The 19,302-nt window shown below is 47.9% G+C and carries 11 protein-coding genes; all 11 read right to left on the bottom strand.

The annotated features are described in order from the left end of the window. Positions 1–4: 4 nt before the first annotated feature. A complete protein-coding gene (locus tag ACES2C_RS12365; protein WP_374163412.1) occupies positions 5–1,036 on the bottom strand; it encodes a substrate-binding domain-containing protein in 1,032 nt (343 codons plus the stop codon). Between the two features lies 1 nt (position 1,037). Further along, positions 1,038–3,365 (bottom strand): beta-galactosidase GalB, encoded by a 2,328-nt coding sequence (galB, locus tag ACES2C_RS12360; RefSeq protein WP_374163411.1) that lies wholly within the window; start codon positions 3,363–3,365, stop codon positions 1,038–1,040. A gap of 106 nt (positions 3,366–3,471) precedes the next feature. Further along, a complete protein-coding gene (locus tag ACES2C_RS12355) occupies positions 3,472–4,590 on the bottom strand; it encodes a glycosylase (protein WP_374163410.1) in 1,119 nt (372 codons plus the stop codon). Between the two features lie 10 nt (positions 4,591–4,600). Next, complete coding sequence (locus ACES2C_RS12350; RefSeq protein ID WP_374163409.1) at positions 4,601–7,381, bottom strand: family 78 glycoside hydrolase catalytic domain; 2,781 nt, start codon at positions 7,379–7,381, stop codon at positions 4,601–4,603. A gap of 305 nt (positions 7,382–7,686) precedes the next feature. Beyond that, positions 7,687–8,598 (bottom strand): sugar phosphate isomerase/epimerase family protein, encoded by a 912-nt coding sequence (locus tag ACES2C_RS12345; RefSeq protein ID WP_374163408.1) that lies wholly within the window; start codon positions 8,596–8,598, stop codon positions 7,687–7,689. 1 nt (position 8,599) lies between these two features. After that, positions 8,600–9,976 carry an alpha/beta hydrolase family protein gene (locus tag ACES2C_RS12340; protein WP_374163407.1) on the bottom strand — a complete coding sequence of 459 codons (1,377 nt, stop codon included), beginning with the start codon at positions 9,974–9,976 and terminating at the stop codon, positions 8,600–8,602. Between the two features lie 37 nt (positions 9,977–10,013). Next, positions 10,014–11,150, bottom strand: a complete 1,137-nt coding sequence (locus tag ACES2C_RS12335; RefSeq protein WP_374163406.1) for an exo-alpha-sialidase — start codon at positions 11,148–11,150, stop codon at positions 10,014–10,016. Between the two features lie 254 nt (positions 11,151–11,404). After that, positions 11,405–12,106 carry a DUF3826 domain-containing protein gene (locus ACES2C_RS12330; RefSeq protein ID WP_374163405.1) on the bottom strand — a complete coding sequence of 234 codons (702 nt, stop codon included), beginning with the start codon at positions 12,104–12,106 and terminating at the stop codon, positions 11,405–11,407. Between the two features lie 14 nt (positions 12,107–12,120). Further along, positions 12,121–14,889, bottom strand: a complete 2,769-nt coding sequence (locus ACES2C_RS12325) for a family 78 glycoside hydrolase catalytic domain (protein WP_374163404.1) — start codon at positions 14,887–14,889, stop codon at positions 12,121–12,123. A 196-nt stretch (positions 14,890–15,085) separates the two neighbouring features. Further along, positions 15,086–17,884 carry a glycoside hydrolase family 2 TIM barrel-domain containing protein gene (locus ACES2C_RS12320; protein ID WP_374163403.1) on the bottom strand — a complete coding sequence of 933 codons (2,799 nt, stop codon included), beginning with the start codon at positions 17,882–17,884 and terminating at the stop codon, positions 15,086–15,088. Beyond that, a complete protein-coding gene (locus tag ACES2C_RS12315; protein ID WP_374163402.1) occupies positions 17,884–19,239 on the bottom strand; it encodes a sialate O-acetylesterase in 1,356 nt (451 codons plus the stop codon). Before ACES2C_RS12315 ends, ACES2C_RS12320 begins: the two co-directional genes overlap by 1 nt. Positions 19,240–19,302: the final 63 nt, after the last annotated feature.

The raw sequence follows: 19,302 nt of genomic DNA, 5'->3' as shown, positions 1-19,302 counted from the left end.
CGCACTAAAGAGACTTTCGTAAAACCACATGAAAGGGAAGCGCCACATGGGCCCGGTAGTTCCGCGTGATCATATCGGCCGCCAGCCTTCCCATTTCTCTGTAATTTGTAGATATAGTAGTAATGCCGTTTAAAATATACTTCTTCAGAGGGGTTTCGTTGTAGGAAATAATACCTACGTCTTCGCCTGCGCGAAGACCTGAGCGCTCCAGCTTCTCAATAAGGGTCACGAGATCCCCTTCAGTGAGGCAGATGTATACCTCTCCCCTGTTCATACTGATACTATCCAGCTTATTTAATATCTGGCCTTTAAAGCCATACTGGGAGCAATACTTTCTAAATCCGTCTACAATGCTCCTTGAAAAATAACTCTGCACAGGAAACACCAGGTTGAGCAACTCGTATTTACGCATCCGGTCTGCTGTTTTCTCCAGGCCTGAATAGATATCTTCCCTGAAATCCTCGTAAATACATGCAGAACGCTGCGTGAGTCCATCCAGTCGGCGGTCGAGGACGATGAGCTTATCCGCCGGCAGGGTACTAATCACCTTCCCGGCTTCGTCAGCGTGCCCGATAAAGTGAGGCATGATCACGTAGTGCGAATAGTACGTCTTTCTGTTACTGATCAGCTTCTTAAAAAGAGAAAAGTCGTTATTGTAGACATAAAAATCGATAGGAACAGTTGCGTCGATATGCTCGGTAAATGAATCATAGAACAATTTCTTCTCCGCGCTGAGCTTATTCAGCAGCAGAAGGATCCTTTGATCGCTTTTTATGCCCGCATCAGCCACATAATGCCCCTTTCCCGGAATGCTATTCAGTACGCCGAGCTCCTGGAGGTATCTGTATCCTTTTTCTGCGGTCTCTTTAGAGATTTCCAGATAGCAGGTAAGCTCGTTTAGCGAGGGAAGACGAATGTTTCTCTTCAGCTCGCCTGACTCGATTGCCCGAAGGATACTGTTAGCCAGCTGCAAATACTTCGGTGTAGCAGAATAACTATCTACCCTTATACTGTCCAAAATACCAGCGCTGCTCATTTTACTTCGATCTTAAAACTACACGGGCTGGCGCTAGTCCCGGCGAATTTGCTTCCAGCCTAATCTTCCCGCCTTTTTCAGTTGCCTGAATAATGGCCAGACAAAGACCGTTGTAGGCCTTCCTGTGATTAGCTTTGAAAGGTTCCATGCTGGCCTGATAGCCGTTGTCTACTCCTGCTATCTTCCCCTTACCGGTAACGCTGAAGTTAACGAGATTGTCTGCATCAGGAACGAGGTTGCCGTCCTTGTCGAGTACCCTTACCGTGACAAAAGACAGATCGCAGCCGTCGGCTTTCAATTCTCTTCTGTCGGCAATAAGCTCTATCCTTGCGGGGGCGCCGGCCGTTTTCACTTCCCGTACGAGAACATCCTGGCCGTTCCTGCGCGAAACCGCCTTTAGTACACCAGGCTCATACTGCACTTGCCAGGAGACATGGACATCATTTCCCTGTTTTCTTTTTACACCCAGCGACTTGTTATTCAGGAACAACTCCACTTCATCGGCGTTGTTGTAATACACCCACACGTCTACAGTTCTTCCTGCCTGCCAGTTCCAGTGAGGGAGAACATGCAGGACCGCCTCGTTAGTCCATTCGCTCTTATAGAGGTAGTAAGCATCCTTAGGAAAACCAGCAAGATCAAAAATGCCAAAATAAGAGCTTCTTGCGGGCCAGGGGTAAGGAATTGGCTCTCCCAGATAGTCAAACCCCGTCCAGATGTACATACCGGCAATGAAGTCAAGCTTCTTCACAGTCTTCCAGGTCTCTTCATGAGTAGATCCCCAATAGGCTGATACATTGTCATATGAAGACACAGTGAAGTCACTATTCCCGCTCGTCAGCTTCGTTTTGCCGTCTTTCGGCCACCTCCTTATACTGTCGGAGGGCATATCATAATGCCCCCGGGTAGCCAGCGCCGAGGTAGTTTCAGAGGCAATGAACTTCTGATCTTTAAACCGAAGCGGCAGGCTGTCGTATTTAGCGTGATTATAATTAAATCCAAGAAGATCGAGTGCTCCAGCCTTGTATAAAAAGTTCTTTTCAGGCTCCATTTCGGTCAGAGCCGAGGTAACCGGACGCGTTTTATCCAGGCTTTTTACGATAGAAGTCAACTCGCGTGTAATAGCAATACCTGTTGAATCAAACTGCTCACGAATCTCGTTACCGATGCTCCACATGAAAACGGAAGGATGGTTTCTGTCTCTTTTGATATGATCTTCGAGATCTTTCTTATACCATTGAGGGAAATCAAGATGATAGTCTTTCGAGTTCTTCTTCTTCTTCCACATATCAAAGGTTTCATCCATCACGATGAAGCCCATTCTGTCGCAGAGCTCGAGCAGCTCGGGAGCCGGGGGATTATGAGCGGTACGAATTCCGTTACATCCCATAGTCTTGAGCAGCTGCAGCTGACGCTCTATCGCCCTTACGTTCACGGCAGCACCGAGAGCGCCGAGATCGTGGTGATTACACACACCGAGGATCTTAAGAGGTTTGCCATTCAGACTAAAGCCTGTTTTAGCGTCGAAGTTAAAATAACGAATACCAAAAGGTGTTGAGCAGCGGTCAATCAGCTTTCCGCCGTCATAAAGCTCTGTAACGACCTCATAGAGATAAGGCCTTTCTACCGACCAAAGCCGGGGCTTCGACACGTTAACGGCGAGTAACGCCTCCAGCTTATTCCCGCTTCCCGTCACTGGTGCATCAGTTTGAGCTACAACCTTTCCGTCCTGATCCACAATCCTGGTCCTTACCCGGGCCTCTTTGAAATCTCCGGAGCCTGCTACAACGGGAACGGCAACATTCACCTTAGCAGAGGTTGCGGTCACGTCGCTGCTTGAAACGAACAGTTCTTTCTCATTTAAAGACGTCTTCCCCTTTGTTTCGAGCCATACATTCCTATAGATACCCGAGCCGGAGTACCAACGAGAATTTGGCTGTGCGGAGTTATCTACCTTAACGGCAATAGTATTCCATTTTCCCCAGTTCAAATGCGGTGTGAGATCGTAGCTAAAGGTAATATATCCGTTAGGTCTCTTGCCCAGATACTTCCCGTTTATCCAGACTTCGCTGTTCTGGTATACTCCATCAAAAGTGATGGAAACCCGCTTGTCGCGGGAGGAGGATGGCACAATGAACGTTTTCCTGTACCAGGCGATACCGGTAGGCAGAGCGCCGCCTTCAGGTTTCGCCGGATTAAAACTGCTGAAGTCCCCCTCTATGCTCCAGTCGTGAGGAAGATCTAAATGGCGCCACCATGCATCTTTGTAATTTGCAGCAGATGCGGAAGGTGCATCGCCGGCAAAAAAACGCCAATTGTTATTGAACAACTCCCGCGACCGCAGTTTTTTTGCGCGAATGCCCAAAAGGGCACTATCAGAAATAATATGGATATATACCGTAATTTATTCATGTCTGGTCACACAGCTTGATCCCCTAGTTTACCTTTTTATCGTCGACAAAAGAGACCGTGCTTTTGCCCATATCTTTTGAAGTCGCCACCGCAATTCCCCTCTGGTCTTTCTTATTGACGGCGCAATAGAAATGGTAGACAACACCCTTATGTTTAACCACGTAAGATTTGTGTGCATAAAGATTATCATACGGCTCGGACGGCTCGATCAGGTTGTTGCCGTTCCAGTCCGTCCAGTTCACGAGATCATAAGAGCAGGCAAAACGATTAAAGGCGCCTTTACGATCCTGCCAGAATGCACCAAAATAGAACATCACCCAAACATCGTTCATCTTCTGTATGACGGCATCACCGGTAATACCAACAGGATGGTGCATAACCGGGTCTGCGTTGAAACGCTTCCAGTGCTCCATATCGTCGGAAACCGCCATTCCGATCCGTTCGAACCATCTGGTCTTAATATTATTCTTCGCAGAATCGCCATTAGCGTTATAATACATAACAAAGGAGTGTCCCGTGAGCTTCTGCTCATCACGGATCACACTGCTTTTGAAGATCTTCCTGTTTTCCCACCAGCGGACGTCAGCATCCTGAGATGTAAAGATGGGTTTAGGAAAACGTGTCCACTCATGTGGTTTGGAAGGATCACCGGTAGTATAAGCCATACTAATACCCAAGTCGCCGGCTTCATAGCCCTTGGCTGAACCCCCAAAATAAGACATCCAATATTTCCCCTTATATTTTTGCAGTTCATAACTGCCTCCCCATTTGGTATCCGCCAGCGCAGGATATCCGGCCCGCTGGCTTCCATCCCATTCTGTACTGTCACCAAAGGACATCAGTCTGCCCTCCGTCTTCCAATGAAGCAGGTCGCTGCTTTTCGACAGCCAGGTTTCATATCCTCTCCCATCGAAGATAACATAGGTCATGAACCACTCTTTCCCCTTTCGAAAGATCGTAGGACAATCCATCTTTTTCGAATTGTCAGAGGGCACGACAACAAGCCCGTATTTGTGAGGAGTCTTTACTTCGTTATAAACCTTCTCCATCACTTCCTGTGGCACCTGCTTTCCTGCATTCTGAGCTTTAACTGAGATGCCTGCCAGCAGCAGTACCACTGATATAGAACTTAGGAGTTTCATCAATTTTAAATTAGTTATTCACTAAAAACCTGTACGTTCCCGACCCTACCTCTACAGCTAATTTTCCATTTTCAAGCCCCAGGACTTTCACATCCTGCTGTTTCTCTACAGCAACATCATCGAGATACACGCCAGAGGAATTACCTGCAGGAAGGCAGACCGTGGCCTTCGTATTGCCCGGAACCTTTATGTTGAGTTCAAAGCTCTTCTCTGTTTTCTTCCACTCACTGCTGATCAGACCATACGGCGACTGATACTTTCCCTGCGCAGAACGAAGGTTGCCGACAGGCTCAGGAGCGATAATAATATGATTAAATGCGATGGCATCTTCTGCAGGGCGAATACCTGCGATGTTACCGTAGAACCACTCGAGAATATGGCCCAGCATCAGGTGATTGTTTGACACGATGGGCGAAGCTACCCACGACTCGGTAAGGGCAGTAGCTCCTTTTGCAAGCTGATATCCATAGCCCGGTACCTCCGGATTACTGTTCATGTCAAAGATCACGTCAGAACGGCCAGCCTCCGCAAGGACCTGGATCAGATAGCGGAAGCCGATGTCGCCCGAGGTCAGGCTGTTGTTACGTGAGCGTATGTCTTTTACAATGTTACTGACAACTGCTTCTTTAAATTGCGGCTCCACAAGGCCCATATATACCGCCATGGCGTTAGACGTCTGACTTCCTGTACCGTACTGCACCTTATCTTTATCGAAGAACTTCGTATTAAAAGCTTTACGGACTTCTGAGGCAAGAGCACGATATTTCTCCGCATCCTGGTTCCTTCCAAGAAGGGCGGCCACCTTTTGCATAATCGTCAGGTCGTAATAGTAGTATGCAGTAGCGGTGAGACCCATTGGTGTCATCTGTGAAAAGCCAGACCGCTCAGGACCGATGTCGTACCAGTCGCTCAGACCATACGAGACGATATGACCGGAAGCCTTACTGCCCAGATAATTCACATAGCGTTGCATCATGGAGTAACTCTCCTGAAGAACGTCCCTGTCCCCGTACCATTGGTATAAGTACCAGGGAAGAATAACACCGTTACTTCCCCATTCGGGGGAATCACGGAAGACGCCATTAGCAAAATCCATTACTGTATATTCTGGCACAGTTGCGGGGATAAGACCTTCAGGAGTCTGAGCGGTTTTGATATCATTTAACACCTTCTTGCCCAGGTTTGCAATCTGGTAGTTGTACCTGATTGAGTTCCCCATCAGGTGAACCTCTTCCTGCCAGCCCAGCCGCTCCCGATGGGGGCAGTCGGTAAAGATGCTCATCATATTACTGCGAATAGCCCAGTCGATCAATTTCGAGGTTCTGTTGAAAAGATCGCTCGAGCAGCCAAATTCCCCAGCCGGCTCTGCAGCATTCCGAATATGAAGACCTCTCACGCTTTGCAGCGTAGCCAGTCCTGTACGGCTTCCTTCTTCTTTTAGAGATATTCCCTCGATCTGAAGGTAGCGCAAGCCGTAATAGGTAAAGCGGGGTTGCCATGACTCCACCCCTTCTCCCTTCAACACATAATCGTAATAGACGGGCTTACCTGTTGATTTCTGGTTTGCCGTGCCATCCTCATTTAATAATTCGGCCGGAATGATGCGAACGGTATCCCCTCTTTTTCCCTGAACCGCAATGCTTGGTATTCCGGAGGCGTTCTGGCCAAGGTCAAAAACGTATACACCTTCGCTGATCTTTTTTGTATGGACCGGCTCAAAACTTTCAAAGATCTTCACAGGGTCGGCCATCTGAGATTTAAGAACGGGAGGACCTTGTACCAAAACAACCGATTTCCAGTCCTTATCATTATAGTCCGCAGTTGACCAGCCATTTTTCTCCCGGCGGGCGTCGTAGTCTTCCCCACCGTAAATACTGCTGTATGTAACAGGTCCTGATGAAGTCCTCCAGGAAGAGTTGCTTACAATATTTTCGATGGCGCCATTCTGGTATTCCAGTTGCAGCCTGCAGATCATTTTAGGATAGCCATAAGCACCAGTCAGCTTTCTGTAGCGTTTGTCCCTCGGCTGAAAATAAAAGCCGTTGCCGAGCATCACACCCAGCGCATTTTTTCCGGGCTTAAGGTCAGATGTAACATCGAAAGTAACATAAACAGCCTCCTTGTCATATTTGGTCCAGGCAGGATCGAGGAAATGATCCCCTGCCTTTTTACCATTGACGCTCATTTCAAATTGTCCGAGGCCTGAGATAAAGGCTGTGGCCCGCTTCAGGGGCGACTTCACATAAAAGCTTTTCCGCAGGAGCGGAAGAACATTGTTTACCGGCTTCAGCGTCTTATCTCCTTTGCCGTGTTGTGCCGGAACTATCCTCTCGTTCTCTGGTAACTTTTCGTACGCAATCCACTGTGCTCCTTTCCAGTCAGCCGCCGAGAACAGACCCGACTGCCAGGAAGCGGGCTTGCTCCAGGGGGACACCCTTCCCTGAGCGTCCCATACACGGACCTCCCAGTAGTATGTTTTAGCAGGAACGAGCACAGGGCCATTATAGCTCACCTGTACAGAAGACGAAGAAACGATCTTTCCGGAATCCCAAATAAGCCCTTTCCCAGAACTTAGATTAGCGGGGTCTCCCCACACCCGGATCTGGTAAGCCGACTGGTGCAGATTCCTTTTTTCAGAGCTGACCTCCCAGCTTAAACGTGGCGCCCGCACTTCTATGCCCAAAGGCTCTTTTTTCAATTCGCAACGGAGATTGCTAACAAAAGGAGCCTGAGCAATAACGGAAGCGGAAAATAAAAGTAACAGCGAGAAAACAAGCGTTAGTTTGCGCATTCTTCTTTCGTATCTCAGGTTTTGAACAACAAAAATAGGCGCCGGGCTTCCCGCTTTTATATAAAAAGTTCTCTATATGTTGTATGATATTATCCTCGACATACTGCACCTCAAGAAAAACACTCATAGTAACAAAAATGTTAATTTTGTATTCCTAAAGGCAATCGACGCGAGCAAAGGCTGAATAGCTACCGGGAGACTTTCAGGGCTGTAGAATCGTCATGAGGATAACTTCTGCGAGACGTAGGTTCTTAAAAAACGATAGTGAAACCGAGTCGGAAACAGATCCCTTACAGCCGTTACCCCTACTGAAATATTTGCTTCAGATAAGCCACATTAGCGCCAAAATTCCATTTTACGTTCCGCGGATCCTTCTGATCACGCGACCGTTCCACCACAAGCCAGCCTTTCCAGCCCATTTTATCGAGCGTCTGCCTTATCTTCTCTAGATTTACTGCCGGATCGTTCTGCAGCCACACGCCGTCTTCGTTCGTGCAATGAATCATGCAGATCCTCTTTTTTCCAAGGATCTTCAATTCCTCGGAGATATCTTTCCCGTTCCTGACCGCATTGGCAAACTTAAAGTAGCTCCTTATGGCGTCTGAGCCTACATCCTTCAATAGCTGTACCTCTGCCCTTGCATCAAGGGTAGTTTCAATCCCAATCACTACACCTGCCTTCTCAGCCATTTTTCCAACCACCTTTAGGCGCTCTACAATAGCCGGTCGCAATTCGGGATTCTTCGTCAGATCACCCTGAACGCCTAAAGGAAGAAAGGCCGTCTTCACTCCCATTGCCACCATGGTGTCAATGCAATCTCCAACCATCTTTTGATAAGTAGGCCGGGCAGCGAAAGACTGAGCGAAGAAACCGGTCATGGCAATAGAACTTATTTCAATCCCCAGCTCCTTTGACTTCTGCAGAAACTGCTCCCTTACAGACGGATCAGCAAGTTTATTGTCGAAAGTGTCACGGCTTCCTAATCCACCCATATCCACTTCAAGCCCGTCTGCGCCTATCTCCTTTGCCAGTTCAAAAGCACTCAGTTTCTGCCGTTTGAGAATCATCAGATCCACTACTGCAATCTTGTATTTCGACTTCTTAGACGAAGCAGCCCAGAGCAGCGAATCAGGGACACAAAGTGCTGCTGTCAGCACAGCAGCATTTCCCAAAAACCGACGCCTGCTGTTTATTCTTTTAAGCTCCTGATCTTCCATCCTATTTAAAAAACCTTTCTACTTCAGAGAAATTGTGAATGGCGTTAGCCGGAAGCTTCTCGCCCTTTTCGCCGAAGACATACATGGCGGTATATTTTTCAATAATAACAGCCGACTCGTCAATGTTACCATTAGCATCAGAAACCTTTTTAAGATCCAGTCTGAAGTGACGGGCAATAAAGTTATACATCGCCATACGCTTACTCTTGCCATAGTCGTGACCCTCCTTAGGAAAATGAGCATTCTCAACCAGGGCGTCTTTTCCATAAAAACTATACACCTTCTTCAGGTAAGGAAACTCCACCTGGGGTACCTGCTGCGTCCAGTCCTTTCCGTCAGAAACGACAAGCTGCGGACGGGGAGCCGCCATAGCCGCTATTTCAACGTTATTGGTGCCCCCGCCGCAAAGGTGCACACCCATGCCGCTTTCACAAGGGCAGCCTCCGCTATGATAAGACGACATCATAACGACCGGAACGCTGAGTTTGATCCGGTCATCAAGAGCGGTGATGAGCATGGTCTGACTTCCGCCCCCTGAACCGCCTGTTATTGCCACCCTGGAGGGATCAGCATTTTTAAATGTTAACAGCCAGTCCAGAATGCGGATACTGTTAAGAGCCTGAATACTCATTGCCAGGCTCTTTCTGTGGTCGCTTGAAGGAAACTGCAGCGCTGATTCGCCCCATGCAAAAAGATCATAGCTGAAAGCGATAGCCCCCATACGTGCCTCCATGGCACAGCGGTATTGGGCGTCAGCGCGGTAACGCCCATCGCCAAAGTGACCATCCGGATTGAGGATGACCGGCACCTTTCCTTTTGCTTTTAGCGGCCGATATAAAGAGCCGCACACATACAGCCCCGGTAACGTTTCAATTGCCACATTCTCAATGGTGTAACCATTCATAGTGCGCTTATTTGATATGATCGGTGCGCTTTTTGGCCTTGCAGGAAGCGGGGACAAACGAAGTGCTTTCCACATGCACTCGCGCAGCTCCTCTTTTCGCTTTTCCCAGGAAGGCACATCATGAAATCTCATCCACAAATAGTCGAGCTGCTGCTTCCCTTCCTGCGGTGTTTTCAGGTGGTACTGAAAGTTCTGGAGCTTATATTTCCCCTCTCCTTCCTTCGCAAAGGTAATATCCTGAGAGGCCATCACGTTGGTTAATGTCTGCTCTACATCCGGGCGAAAGCGCCAGCCTGCATAAGTAACCCAACGATCTCTTACCAGATCCTCAGAATACCTTATTTTAACATTGAACTGTTTTTCAATATCACTGGTCACCTCTTTTAGAGGACGCCGAAAAGCGTCGTCTGCTGTCTGCGCCTTTGCAGCAGCAGTCAGGAATACAAAAAGGACAAAAATTATGAATTTACGCATTTTTTGTACTATTGCTGCAGTTGCTATTCTGCGTGATTTAATCATTGGTGATTTCGCCACCTGTCGGAGCAGTGTAGCCTTTCATTTTAGGCCATACTCCCTTCTTTATCTTCTTTAACTTCAGTTTGGCCGGATCTATCACGACATGTTTAATCTTCAGCCTTCTCCAGGTATATACCACATGGATCATCCCATCTTTGCTTTGAATGATAGAAGGATAGGAATACTGGCTGATTGGAGAATCTTCCAGTATTGCCGCAGCATACCAGGTCTTTCCGTCTTTAGAGATGGAAAGGTTCAAAGGAGTGCGCGGGCCTTTTGCCAACTTTCCAGGAGGCAAAACGTGGTTGTAGATCAACGCGAAACGACCATCCTTCAACGTTACCGCATCCGTCCCCGAATTATTGTTTGGAAGACTGGTCCTGGTCAAGGGTTCCCAGGTCTCGCCGTTGTCGTGCGACCACGACTGAAGGATTGCTCTGTTACGACTTCTCGCTAAAATCTGAAGTTTGCCATTTCCATGATCCAGGATACTCGGCTGTATCGCGTCTAAACTATCAGCAGCTATAGGACCTACCTTTCTGAACGTCTTACCGAAATCAGGCGTCACCTCAAAGTGCACCTGCCAGCTGTTTCCGACCTTGTTCCCCTCTGTACTGGTTGGACAGAAGAGATTGCCGTTGCTCAGAAGGACAGGTTTATTTTTTACCGGCCCTATGTATCCCTCGGGAAGTGATGTAGCAGCAGACCAGGTCTTTCCTCCGTCTTTAGACGACCTCATCCAGCCATGCCAGGTTGAAGGGCTTGCACCGATCTTGTAGAATAGTAAAAGATCTCCCCCGGGTATCTGATACAATACAGGATTCCAGGTGGGATAGCGTTTATCCGGCATAACGCCATCCGCCACGTTCTGAGGAGCGGTCCACTTCCCGTTCTCGTGCCTGCTCACATAGATGCAGACATCAGGATTCCTTTCCTTCGTTCCGCCGAAGAACGCGGAAACAAGACCCGTCGGTGTTTCTACAATTGTTGCCGAATGGGCCTGCGGGAATGGGGCCGACTCATAAATAAACTCGTCAACCAGTATTCCTTTTTTCCATGCCTTATCCTGTGCCAGCACAAAAGCGCTGGCTCCCGTCGCTATTAAAAGCAATAATAATATTCTTTTATACATATCTTTTCTTTGGTTTGAGTTGCAGGATGCGAGTTAAGAGTTTTTGGTGAGGGGTTGCAGATCTTCAGTTTGATAATTAAGATCGCCACTTTCCTACTTGAAACTTATACCCCCACTAATACTTACTACCATGACTTACAACCTGCAACTTACAACCTGCAACTTACAACTTACAACCTACAACTTACAACCTGCAACTTACAACCTGCAACTTACAACTTACAACCTACAACTTACCACTTAATACCCAGCGCCTATTTCGCGGCTGCCTTTTTTGCTTTTTGAGCTGTCACGTAATCCTTAAACAGCTGTTTCCAGTTCCTGCCATTCGAGTTGAGGTACTGCTCACATTTAGTTTTGTAGATCTCAAAAATAGCCGAGATCTGCTTCATGCTTTTATAGTCTACAGCCTGTTCTCTAGCCTGCTTCAGGTTTTTCAAAATTACCGCTTCTTCCTCCGGCTTCAGGTCTGGTACAATAGCCTGATACCCCTTCAGTGTGAAGGCGACTTTACCAATTGTATATTTATCGAGGATGACCTCGACCTGCTCTTCACTTAAATCCTTACGCAAGCCATTCATCAAATCAGTATGAACGGATGAAGGGATCGCTGAATCGGCTATAATCTGACGATCGAGGTCGCTGAGCTTATTGCCAGTGGCAGGATTGATACCGGCCGGTACTGTCGAAAATGGATGTTCATTATGCCAGTCCCGTATGGCGTTGAGGTGAGTGGCAATAACCTGCTTTAGCCTGCCTTCCTTTGCAGCGTCATTCAAATTGAGTGCGGCCACCCACTCTGCAGCTTTCTGTTCCTGCTCGTCATCGGCTTTGAACCCGATTCGCTCGCCCTTAGCAACACGCACCGTCTCATGTATACCGCCATAAGCGGGAAAAACCAGCCAGGCGGCGCCTAGCATGGCCACCCCTAAAACTTTTGCTCTTATATTTGTCATACCTAAAATTTACCTTATAATGTCGATGTAAAAGAATAATTGCCTGAGCCGACCTCAAAGACCGCCCGGTTACCTTCCATCCTTAAAAACTTCACACCTTCAGTCAGCCCTGCCTTTTTCTTGCCTTCCTTTACCTGTTCAGCAGATTTAGCGGGAATATAAACCATAGCCGACGTATTAGCGGGCACCGTGATTGTCCAGCTGAACGTGCCCGAGCTACGCTTCCATTCACTCTTAATCATACCCTGAACGGACTCGTACGAGGCAGAAGCAGATTGAAGCCCCTCAATCATGTCCGGTTTCATCAAAATTCTTTTAAAAGCTGGCGCAGCCGGATCAGACTTAATGCCTGCTACATTCTCGTAGTACCAAATGATCAAATCGCCCAGAAGCATTACGTGGTTAGCAGAGTTCATAGTCGGGTTAGCCGTATTTCCATTCCAGAGCTCCCAGATCGTTGTTGCGCCGTTATCGATCATGTATCCCCAGCTGGGGTAGTCGCGGTTGGTTGCGAGTCGAAAAGCGATGTCCGCTCTTCCATACTCCGACAGCCCCCGCATCAGCCACTGTGTTCCAATAACGCCTGTTCCAATATGACCTTTATTCTCGACGAGAATCTTGTCGGCTATGCTTTTCACCAGTTTATCCCTGGAGCCTTCAGGGACTATGCCATGAACAAGAGGGAGCAAATTAGCTGTAATGGTATTATTGCTGTATTGCCCTTTGGATTCATCAAAGAACTTTTTATTGAATGCTTGTCTGATTGTTTCGGCTCTTTTAGCAAAATCTGCTGCGTCCTGGTCCTTTCCTAATAAGCGGGCAAAGTCCTCCATGATAGAGGAGAGCCGGATATAAGTTGCAGAAGCAATGAGCACTCCATCGGTTTGCCTCTTAGGATCACGTGAATGAATCAGTTCTTTTGACTCAGGAGGAACACACCAGTCGCCATATTTATCCTTGATAATGAGGCCGTCCTGAGTATACTTACCTGCCATGTAGTCCATCCACTTCTTCATTGGGTCATAATGCTTACGGATCGACTCTAAGTCGCCGTACTGCCTGTACAGCATTTCTGCCACAGTGATATAAGTAGCTGGCCAGGTCACATTATCGCCGTAGTAGCGCCAGAACGCGGGTGCAACATCAGGAATACTGCCATCTTCTTTTTGTGATTGGTGAATGTCGTCTAACCACTTGGCGTAAAGCCTGCTATTATCGAACACGAAGCTTTCACCATAAGAGCCTGTCGTTCGGTCGCCCAGCCAGGGCTGGCGTTCATTACGCTGCGGACAATCGACAGGCATTCCTTTATAGTTACTTAAAATTCCCCAGTAAGCATTTTTATAAATCTGGTTGACAGTGGCATCAGACGTACTGAAAGTGCCTGTATTTTTCATGTCGTCGTAAACTACACGACCGTCAAAGTCATTAATAGTAGGCGTTCCGGGATAGCCGCTCACCTCTACAAAGCGAAAACCATGGTAGATAAAAGCAGGTTCCCAGCTTTCCTGGCCGGCCCCTTTGAGTACGTAGACGTCTGTAGACCTCGCGTCACGGAGATTGCGGACATAAAGTTCACCGTTGGGCTGTACATTCTCGCCGAAGCGTAGTTTCACAGAATCACCTTTCGCACCCTTCACACGCAGCCGCAGCCATCCTGCAAAATTCTGCCCCATATCCAGAATGTACTTTGCCCCCTGCTTCCTGATACTCACAGGCTTAATCGTGGCCATTACCTTCATGTTCTCGTTCATCTGCGCTTCATAAGTTCCTCCCGGTTCCTGAACAAACTCGGCCTCTTGCCATTTGCTGTCATTGAAACCAGGCGTACTCCATCCAGGCATTTCTTTCCGTGCGTCGTACTCTTCGCCATCATATTCATTATTCGATCTGATGGGTCCATCGGCCGTGAGTTTCCACGATTCGTCTGAAACTACAGTTTCTGATGAACCGTCCTTATACTCGATGATCAGGTTGAACAACAGCTTCGGATAACCGAATGTCTTGATCTTGTATGGCTTGTACTTTTGACGCATCGTATAATAGCGTCCATTACCCAGCACTGTTCCCACTGCGTTCTTACCTGCCTTCAGAAACCCAGTTACGTCAAAAGCATTATACTTTACCCCCTTCAGATAATCAGTGGGACCAGGCGCCAGCACCTGATCGCCAACTTTCTGGCCGTTCAGATAGAGCTCATAAAGTCCCAGTCCGATGATGTACGCAGTGGCGTGCTTAACTTCTTTCTTTGTATCAAACTCCTTTCTCAGGTACCTGGCAGACAAGCGCGACCATTGTGTTTCGCTGTCCCAGGGAAATCCATGGTCCGCACCGATCCATCTTCCCTTCCAATCCACATAATTCAGCAGTCCTACTGTAAGTGAAGCACTATTGCTCCACCCGGATTCACCCTTATTGGTCCAGACTTTGACTTTCCAGTAACAATGCGTATTACTTTTTAATGCAGCACCCGAGTACCGGATATGCAGAGACTGATCAGACTCAACCTTACCTGAGTTCCAAAGATCTCCCTGTCCCGACGCAAGCTTTTCAGGCGAAGAAGCAGCAATAATTTGCCATGCCGTTTGTCGAATGCCTCTTCCTGCGCCAGCAATGTTCCAGCTCAGCCTGGGCTGAGTCGCATCAATTCCCACCGGGTTGTTCAGAAGCTCTGTCCTCAGTTTTACAACAGATACCGCCTGAGTCGTCTCAGGCTTACCCCAGCCGGCCAGTGGCAGAGTAAGAACTGAGAAGATCAGACAAATAATGCTTTTATATTTCATTTTATTGTATTGAGTATATAGTATTTAGTATCTAGAAATTGGCTATTCTCGCATCTTGTGCATCTAGTATCAGGAAACTAACTGGCTTCTGATACCTTGCGTACAGATTTTACTCATATCTATTGTTCTGTAACTTAATATCCGCCGGCTAATATCTTATATCTCATATCTTATATCTCATATCTGATATCTAACCTTACCCTCCGAAATCAAAATACAGAGTCAGATTTAACGCCCGCGCCGGTTCCTTCTCGTAATCATAAAAGATATTTTTCATGGCCATTGGGCCACTCCTGTCGGCTCTTTGTGTTTTTGTTCCGATGGCGGGAATGCCTTGCATGAAGGAAATATCTCCGGAAGGAAAGAGGGGTTCGTAATTATGCCATTCGTCCGTTTTCCATGCCGCGCTAAATAAACGTAAAAATACGTCTTCGTTTTCAGTAACAACAGTAAAGGGCTGCTCTGTAGTAATAAACTTACACCAGTACATGTTCGAATGGTAGCCCTTGAATTCAGGGTATACCCAGCTCTCGCCCGTCTCCGTGTTATTGTAGTCCTTCTTCCATATCCCGAAACGAGTCCCCTTCAGCCGGTTCTTCCATACGCGGTAGGGCCCGCGACCCATATACTCTACACCTTTCATCTTCTTTTCAGGAAAAGAAAAGTTTACACCATCAAAATTGGTAAGGTACTCTGCAGGGAAATAACGAACGTTCAGCTTGACCCATCCTGAGGGGTACACCGTCCACTGCAAGGTATTATAAGAGGCCTTGCGATCAAATGTAGACTCGATGATCAGGTTGCCCTCTTCCATGCGGTGCCTGATGCCCTTAAAGTTTGTAGCCCCTTCCTGCACAATAGGACCATTCGTAAACGGGATGGCTCCTTTGCTGTTTCGCACGTTGCGGAGTATGCCGGTTTCCTTACTGAATCCCAGGCTCACTCCATTAGCAGAAGCAATGAACAGAGTATCGCTTTCAGTAAATGTGACAGAACCGGCTCCTGCCTTCTTCACGATGGAGGCAGCCTCTTTAGCCGGCAAAGTAATCGGAAAACTCCAGGTGAACAATTCTTTCTGATACCGGTCACTCGCGGTGATGTACAGAACGTCAAAATCCTGCCAGCTGCCAGGCAAATCCACCTTCAGCGTGCCTTTCTCAAAAGGCTTCACATCCGGTGCCGCAAAACGACCGCTCAGTTCCTTTTTGTCTTTAAGGTTAGCCAGTTTCCAGGAGAACTGACATTCATTTAGATTAGTAAAGTGATACCGGTTCTCAATATTAAAAACCCCATCAAAGCCCGGAGTCATCTCCCTGCGCTCGAAGAACACGGGACTCCACACTTCCTTGATCGTAAAAAAGCTTCCTTCTTTCTCGTGATATGGTCCTACGATTCCATCAGCCCCCCTGTTGCCATCAGCATCAATGATGTTGTTCTTATCCGTTCTGACGACGCCTTGATCAGCAAAGTCCCAAAGGAAACCACCCGCCGATAAGGGGTTGGCCAGCATATCATTCCAATAGTCCTCCAGACTAGCGCCATGCCCACCATCGAACATTCCATGCAGGAACTCGGTCGGCATCACAATACTGTGTCCATGCCGATAATTTCCAATACCGTAGTTATACTCACGATAGTGTTGGGTATCGAAGCCGTTAAAGTCTTCCCATGGATGTACCAAAGGGCGTTTTTGAATGTCCTGCTCAGCAAAAAGATGATCCAGCTCCCTGTTATGTCCACCCTCGTTGCCGTTAGCCCAGAAGACAATAGAAGGGTGGTCCCGGTCGTGATCCAGCATCTCTTTCACCAGCCGGGTGCCAGTTGGCGTATCGTAATGCCCGTGCCAGCCCGCCAGCTCGTCCATAACAAAAAGGCCGAGTGAGTCGCAAACATCAAGGAAGTGATCATCGGGGGGATAATGGGACATGCGAACCGCATTCATGTTCATCTCCTTAATGAGGTTAACATCTTCAATGCTGTTTGTCTTGCTCATCGTTCTTCCGCTGCCCGGACGAAAAGAATGCCTGTTGACCCCCTTAAATTTAATTTTGATTCCATTTACGTAGACGCCATCCCGCTCCTTTACCTCCACTGTCCGGAAACCAATTTTCTTCGTCATACGATGCACTGCTTTCCCCTCCTTATCCAAAGTAAAAACCGCCTTGTACAGGTTAGGATACTCGGGCGACCAGAGCTTAGGCGAGGACACTTGACTACTCAACAGCACTTCTGCCCTGCCAGAAGGCACCGTTGCCGACACTTCCCTGCCAAAAGGCTGTCCATCTGCTTCGTAGAGTTGCACGCGAATGCGATCTGCGGAGCCCACTGTCTTCACCTTAGCACTGAATTGCCCGTCGGCCCGGGCATCTATTGCGAGCCCGTCAATGTGCGCCTCTGGAAGGGCTTCCAGATATACGGGTCTGAAGATCCCCCCAAACAGCCAGAAGTCGGCCTTGCGCTCTGCTTCATTCACCGATTTATTTGCCGAATGTTTCGCCACTTCAACCTCCAGCTTATTAGCAGAGCCAAATTTCAGCAAGTTAGTCACGTCGTACTTAAAGGCGTAAAAAGCCCCCTGATGAACATCACCAGCGAGGGTGCCATTGATTGTCACCCTGGTGTCCGTCATTGCCCCTTCGAAGACGATATTGACCTTCTTACCTTGCCAGGACTTGGGAACTTTGAATGAGTACCTGTAAAGGCCTTTCTCTTTACCTCTGACGCTATCTTTTGCGAAGCCGTAATCGTACTTGCCAAAACCCTGCAATTCCCAGTTTGATGGAACGGGTATCTTAGTCCACTTACCGGAGTTCCGTCCCGCTGTGCAAAAGAAGTCCCACTTCACCGTATGATCGTTCCCTGTGCCAGACAGGAATAACCTTTGTGTTTCCTGCGCGTTCACCTTCTCTAAGAAAGCAGTAAACAGAAGAATTAGTACGGTGTTCAATACCTTCACCAGGCGGATATAGGCCTTAATTTTATGATATAGATTCATTAATTATTCTCTGGTTTAAACTGCGGGGTCAAAGTATCATCTGTACGGAACGGTCTCGCCGGCAGGCTTTCCTTGTTAAATAAATTAGGCTGGGCTGTTTCCTCCCAGGCGAACCGGACAGCAACTGGCTTGGTCACCGAAGAAGAAGAAACAACGACCGTGTTATTCGATATGGTTGCAACGGCGGAAACGAACTTCTTGTCCTTTCCTGCTATCAGGAAACAGGTAAGAGGCTTTCCATCTTTGCTGACCAGGCCACTCCCTGTTGAACGGAACGTTAGTTTTGCCTTGTTTCCTTTAACGTCCATCTTTTCGAACACCGGTCCCGAACTTACCAGATCCTTCCGTCCATATGATCCAGCGAGGGCAGTCAGTGCGAGCCTCCTCCCCACTTCCCATTTGTAAGAAGGATGTATATCACTCAGGTTGTCAACAAGGTCAGTAACGACGATCATATCCGTATGAGAGATCTTCAAGGCGGCGGCCTGTGCCTCACGAAATTCGGGAAGCGATTCCTTTGTCAGCCAAGGCTTGTCTTTTGACTCGGAATACTTAAACGGCGCAATCTGCACAAAGTAGAAAGGCAAATCCTTGCCACTCCAGTCGGACCGCCATCTGTTAATGAGAAGGTTCATCTTATGTGTGTACTCCAACCGCTCATTCAAAAAGCAATTGGTCTCTCCCTGATACCAGAGAAAACCCTTGATTGCGAAGGGCGCGAGCGGACTGATCATAGGTGTATAGAATTTTCCCGGGTCATTGCTCACCTTTTTTCCTTTGAAGTAAGCAGACTGGTCAAACGCCTCTTTGGGAATCCACGGTTCTATTGCACTACCCGGCACAGCCGAGGAGATTACCCCTACCGGAATACCAAGTTTGCTATACAGTTCTCTGGCAAAAAAATAAGCAGGAGCCGAGAAAGCCCGAAGCGCTGAGTCGCGGGCTTCACTCCAGCCCCGATGCAGAGAGTCAGCTTTAACAAGCTCCTTTCTATTTACAAGGAATATGCGGATAAGGGGATTTTTAGCATACTGCAGCTCGTCGACGGGATTCTGTCCCGCCACATTCGGCCTGGGCATCTTGCTGCTCTTTCGCATGGTAAACTCCATATTTGACTGCCCTGATGCCAGCCAGACCTCCCCTACAAGTACATTCTCCAGCTTAATGGTGTTTCCGCCCGCAATGATCATTTCCCTGCCTGTTGCTGACCACTTCATCGGATCGAGGTACACCCTCCATTTCCCTTCAGAATTGGCAGTTGTTTGTTTCTGTTGACCCGAGAATTGAACACTTACCTTCTCACCTGCGGAGGCAGTGCCCCATATACATACAGGTTTATCACGTTGCAGTACCATATTATGGCCTAGTATCCGGGGAAGTATCACTTTAGCCCGCAGCGACTGAGCGATGAACAATGT

Source organism: Arcticibacter sp. MXS-1 (assembly GCF_041902385.1).
Taxonomy (GTDB): Bacteria; Bacteroidota; Bacteroidia; order Sphingobacteriales; family Sphingobacteriaceae; genus Arcticibacter.
The sequence above is the reverse complement of the archived record's forward strand: the minus strand, read 5'-3'. Positions and strand labels throughout refer to the sequence as shown.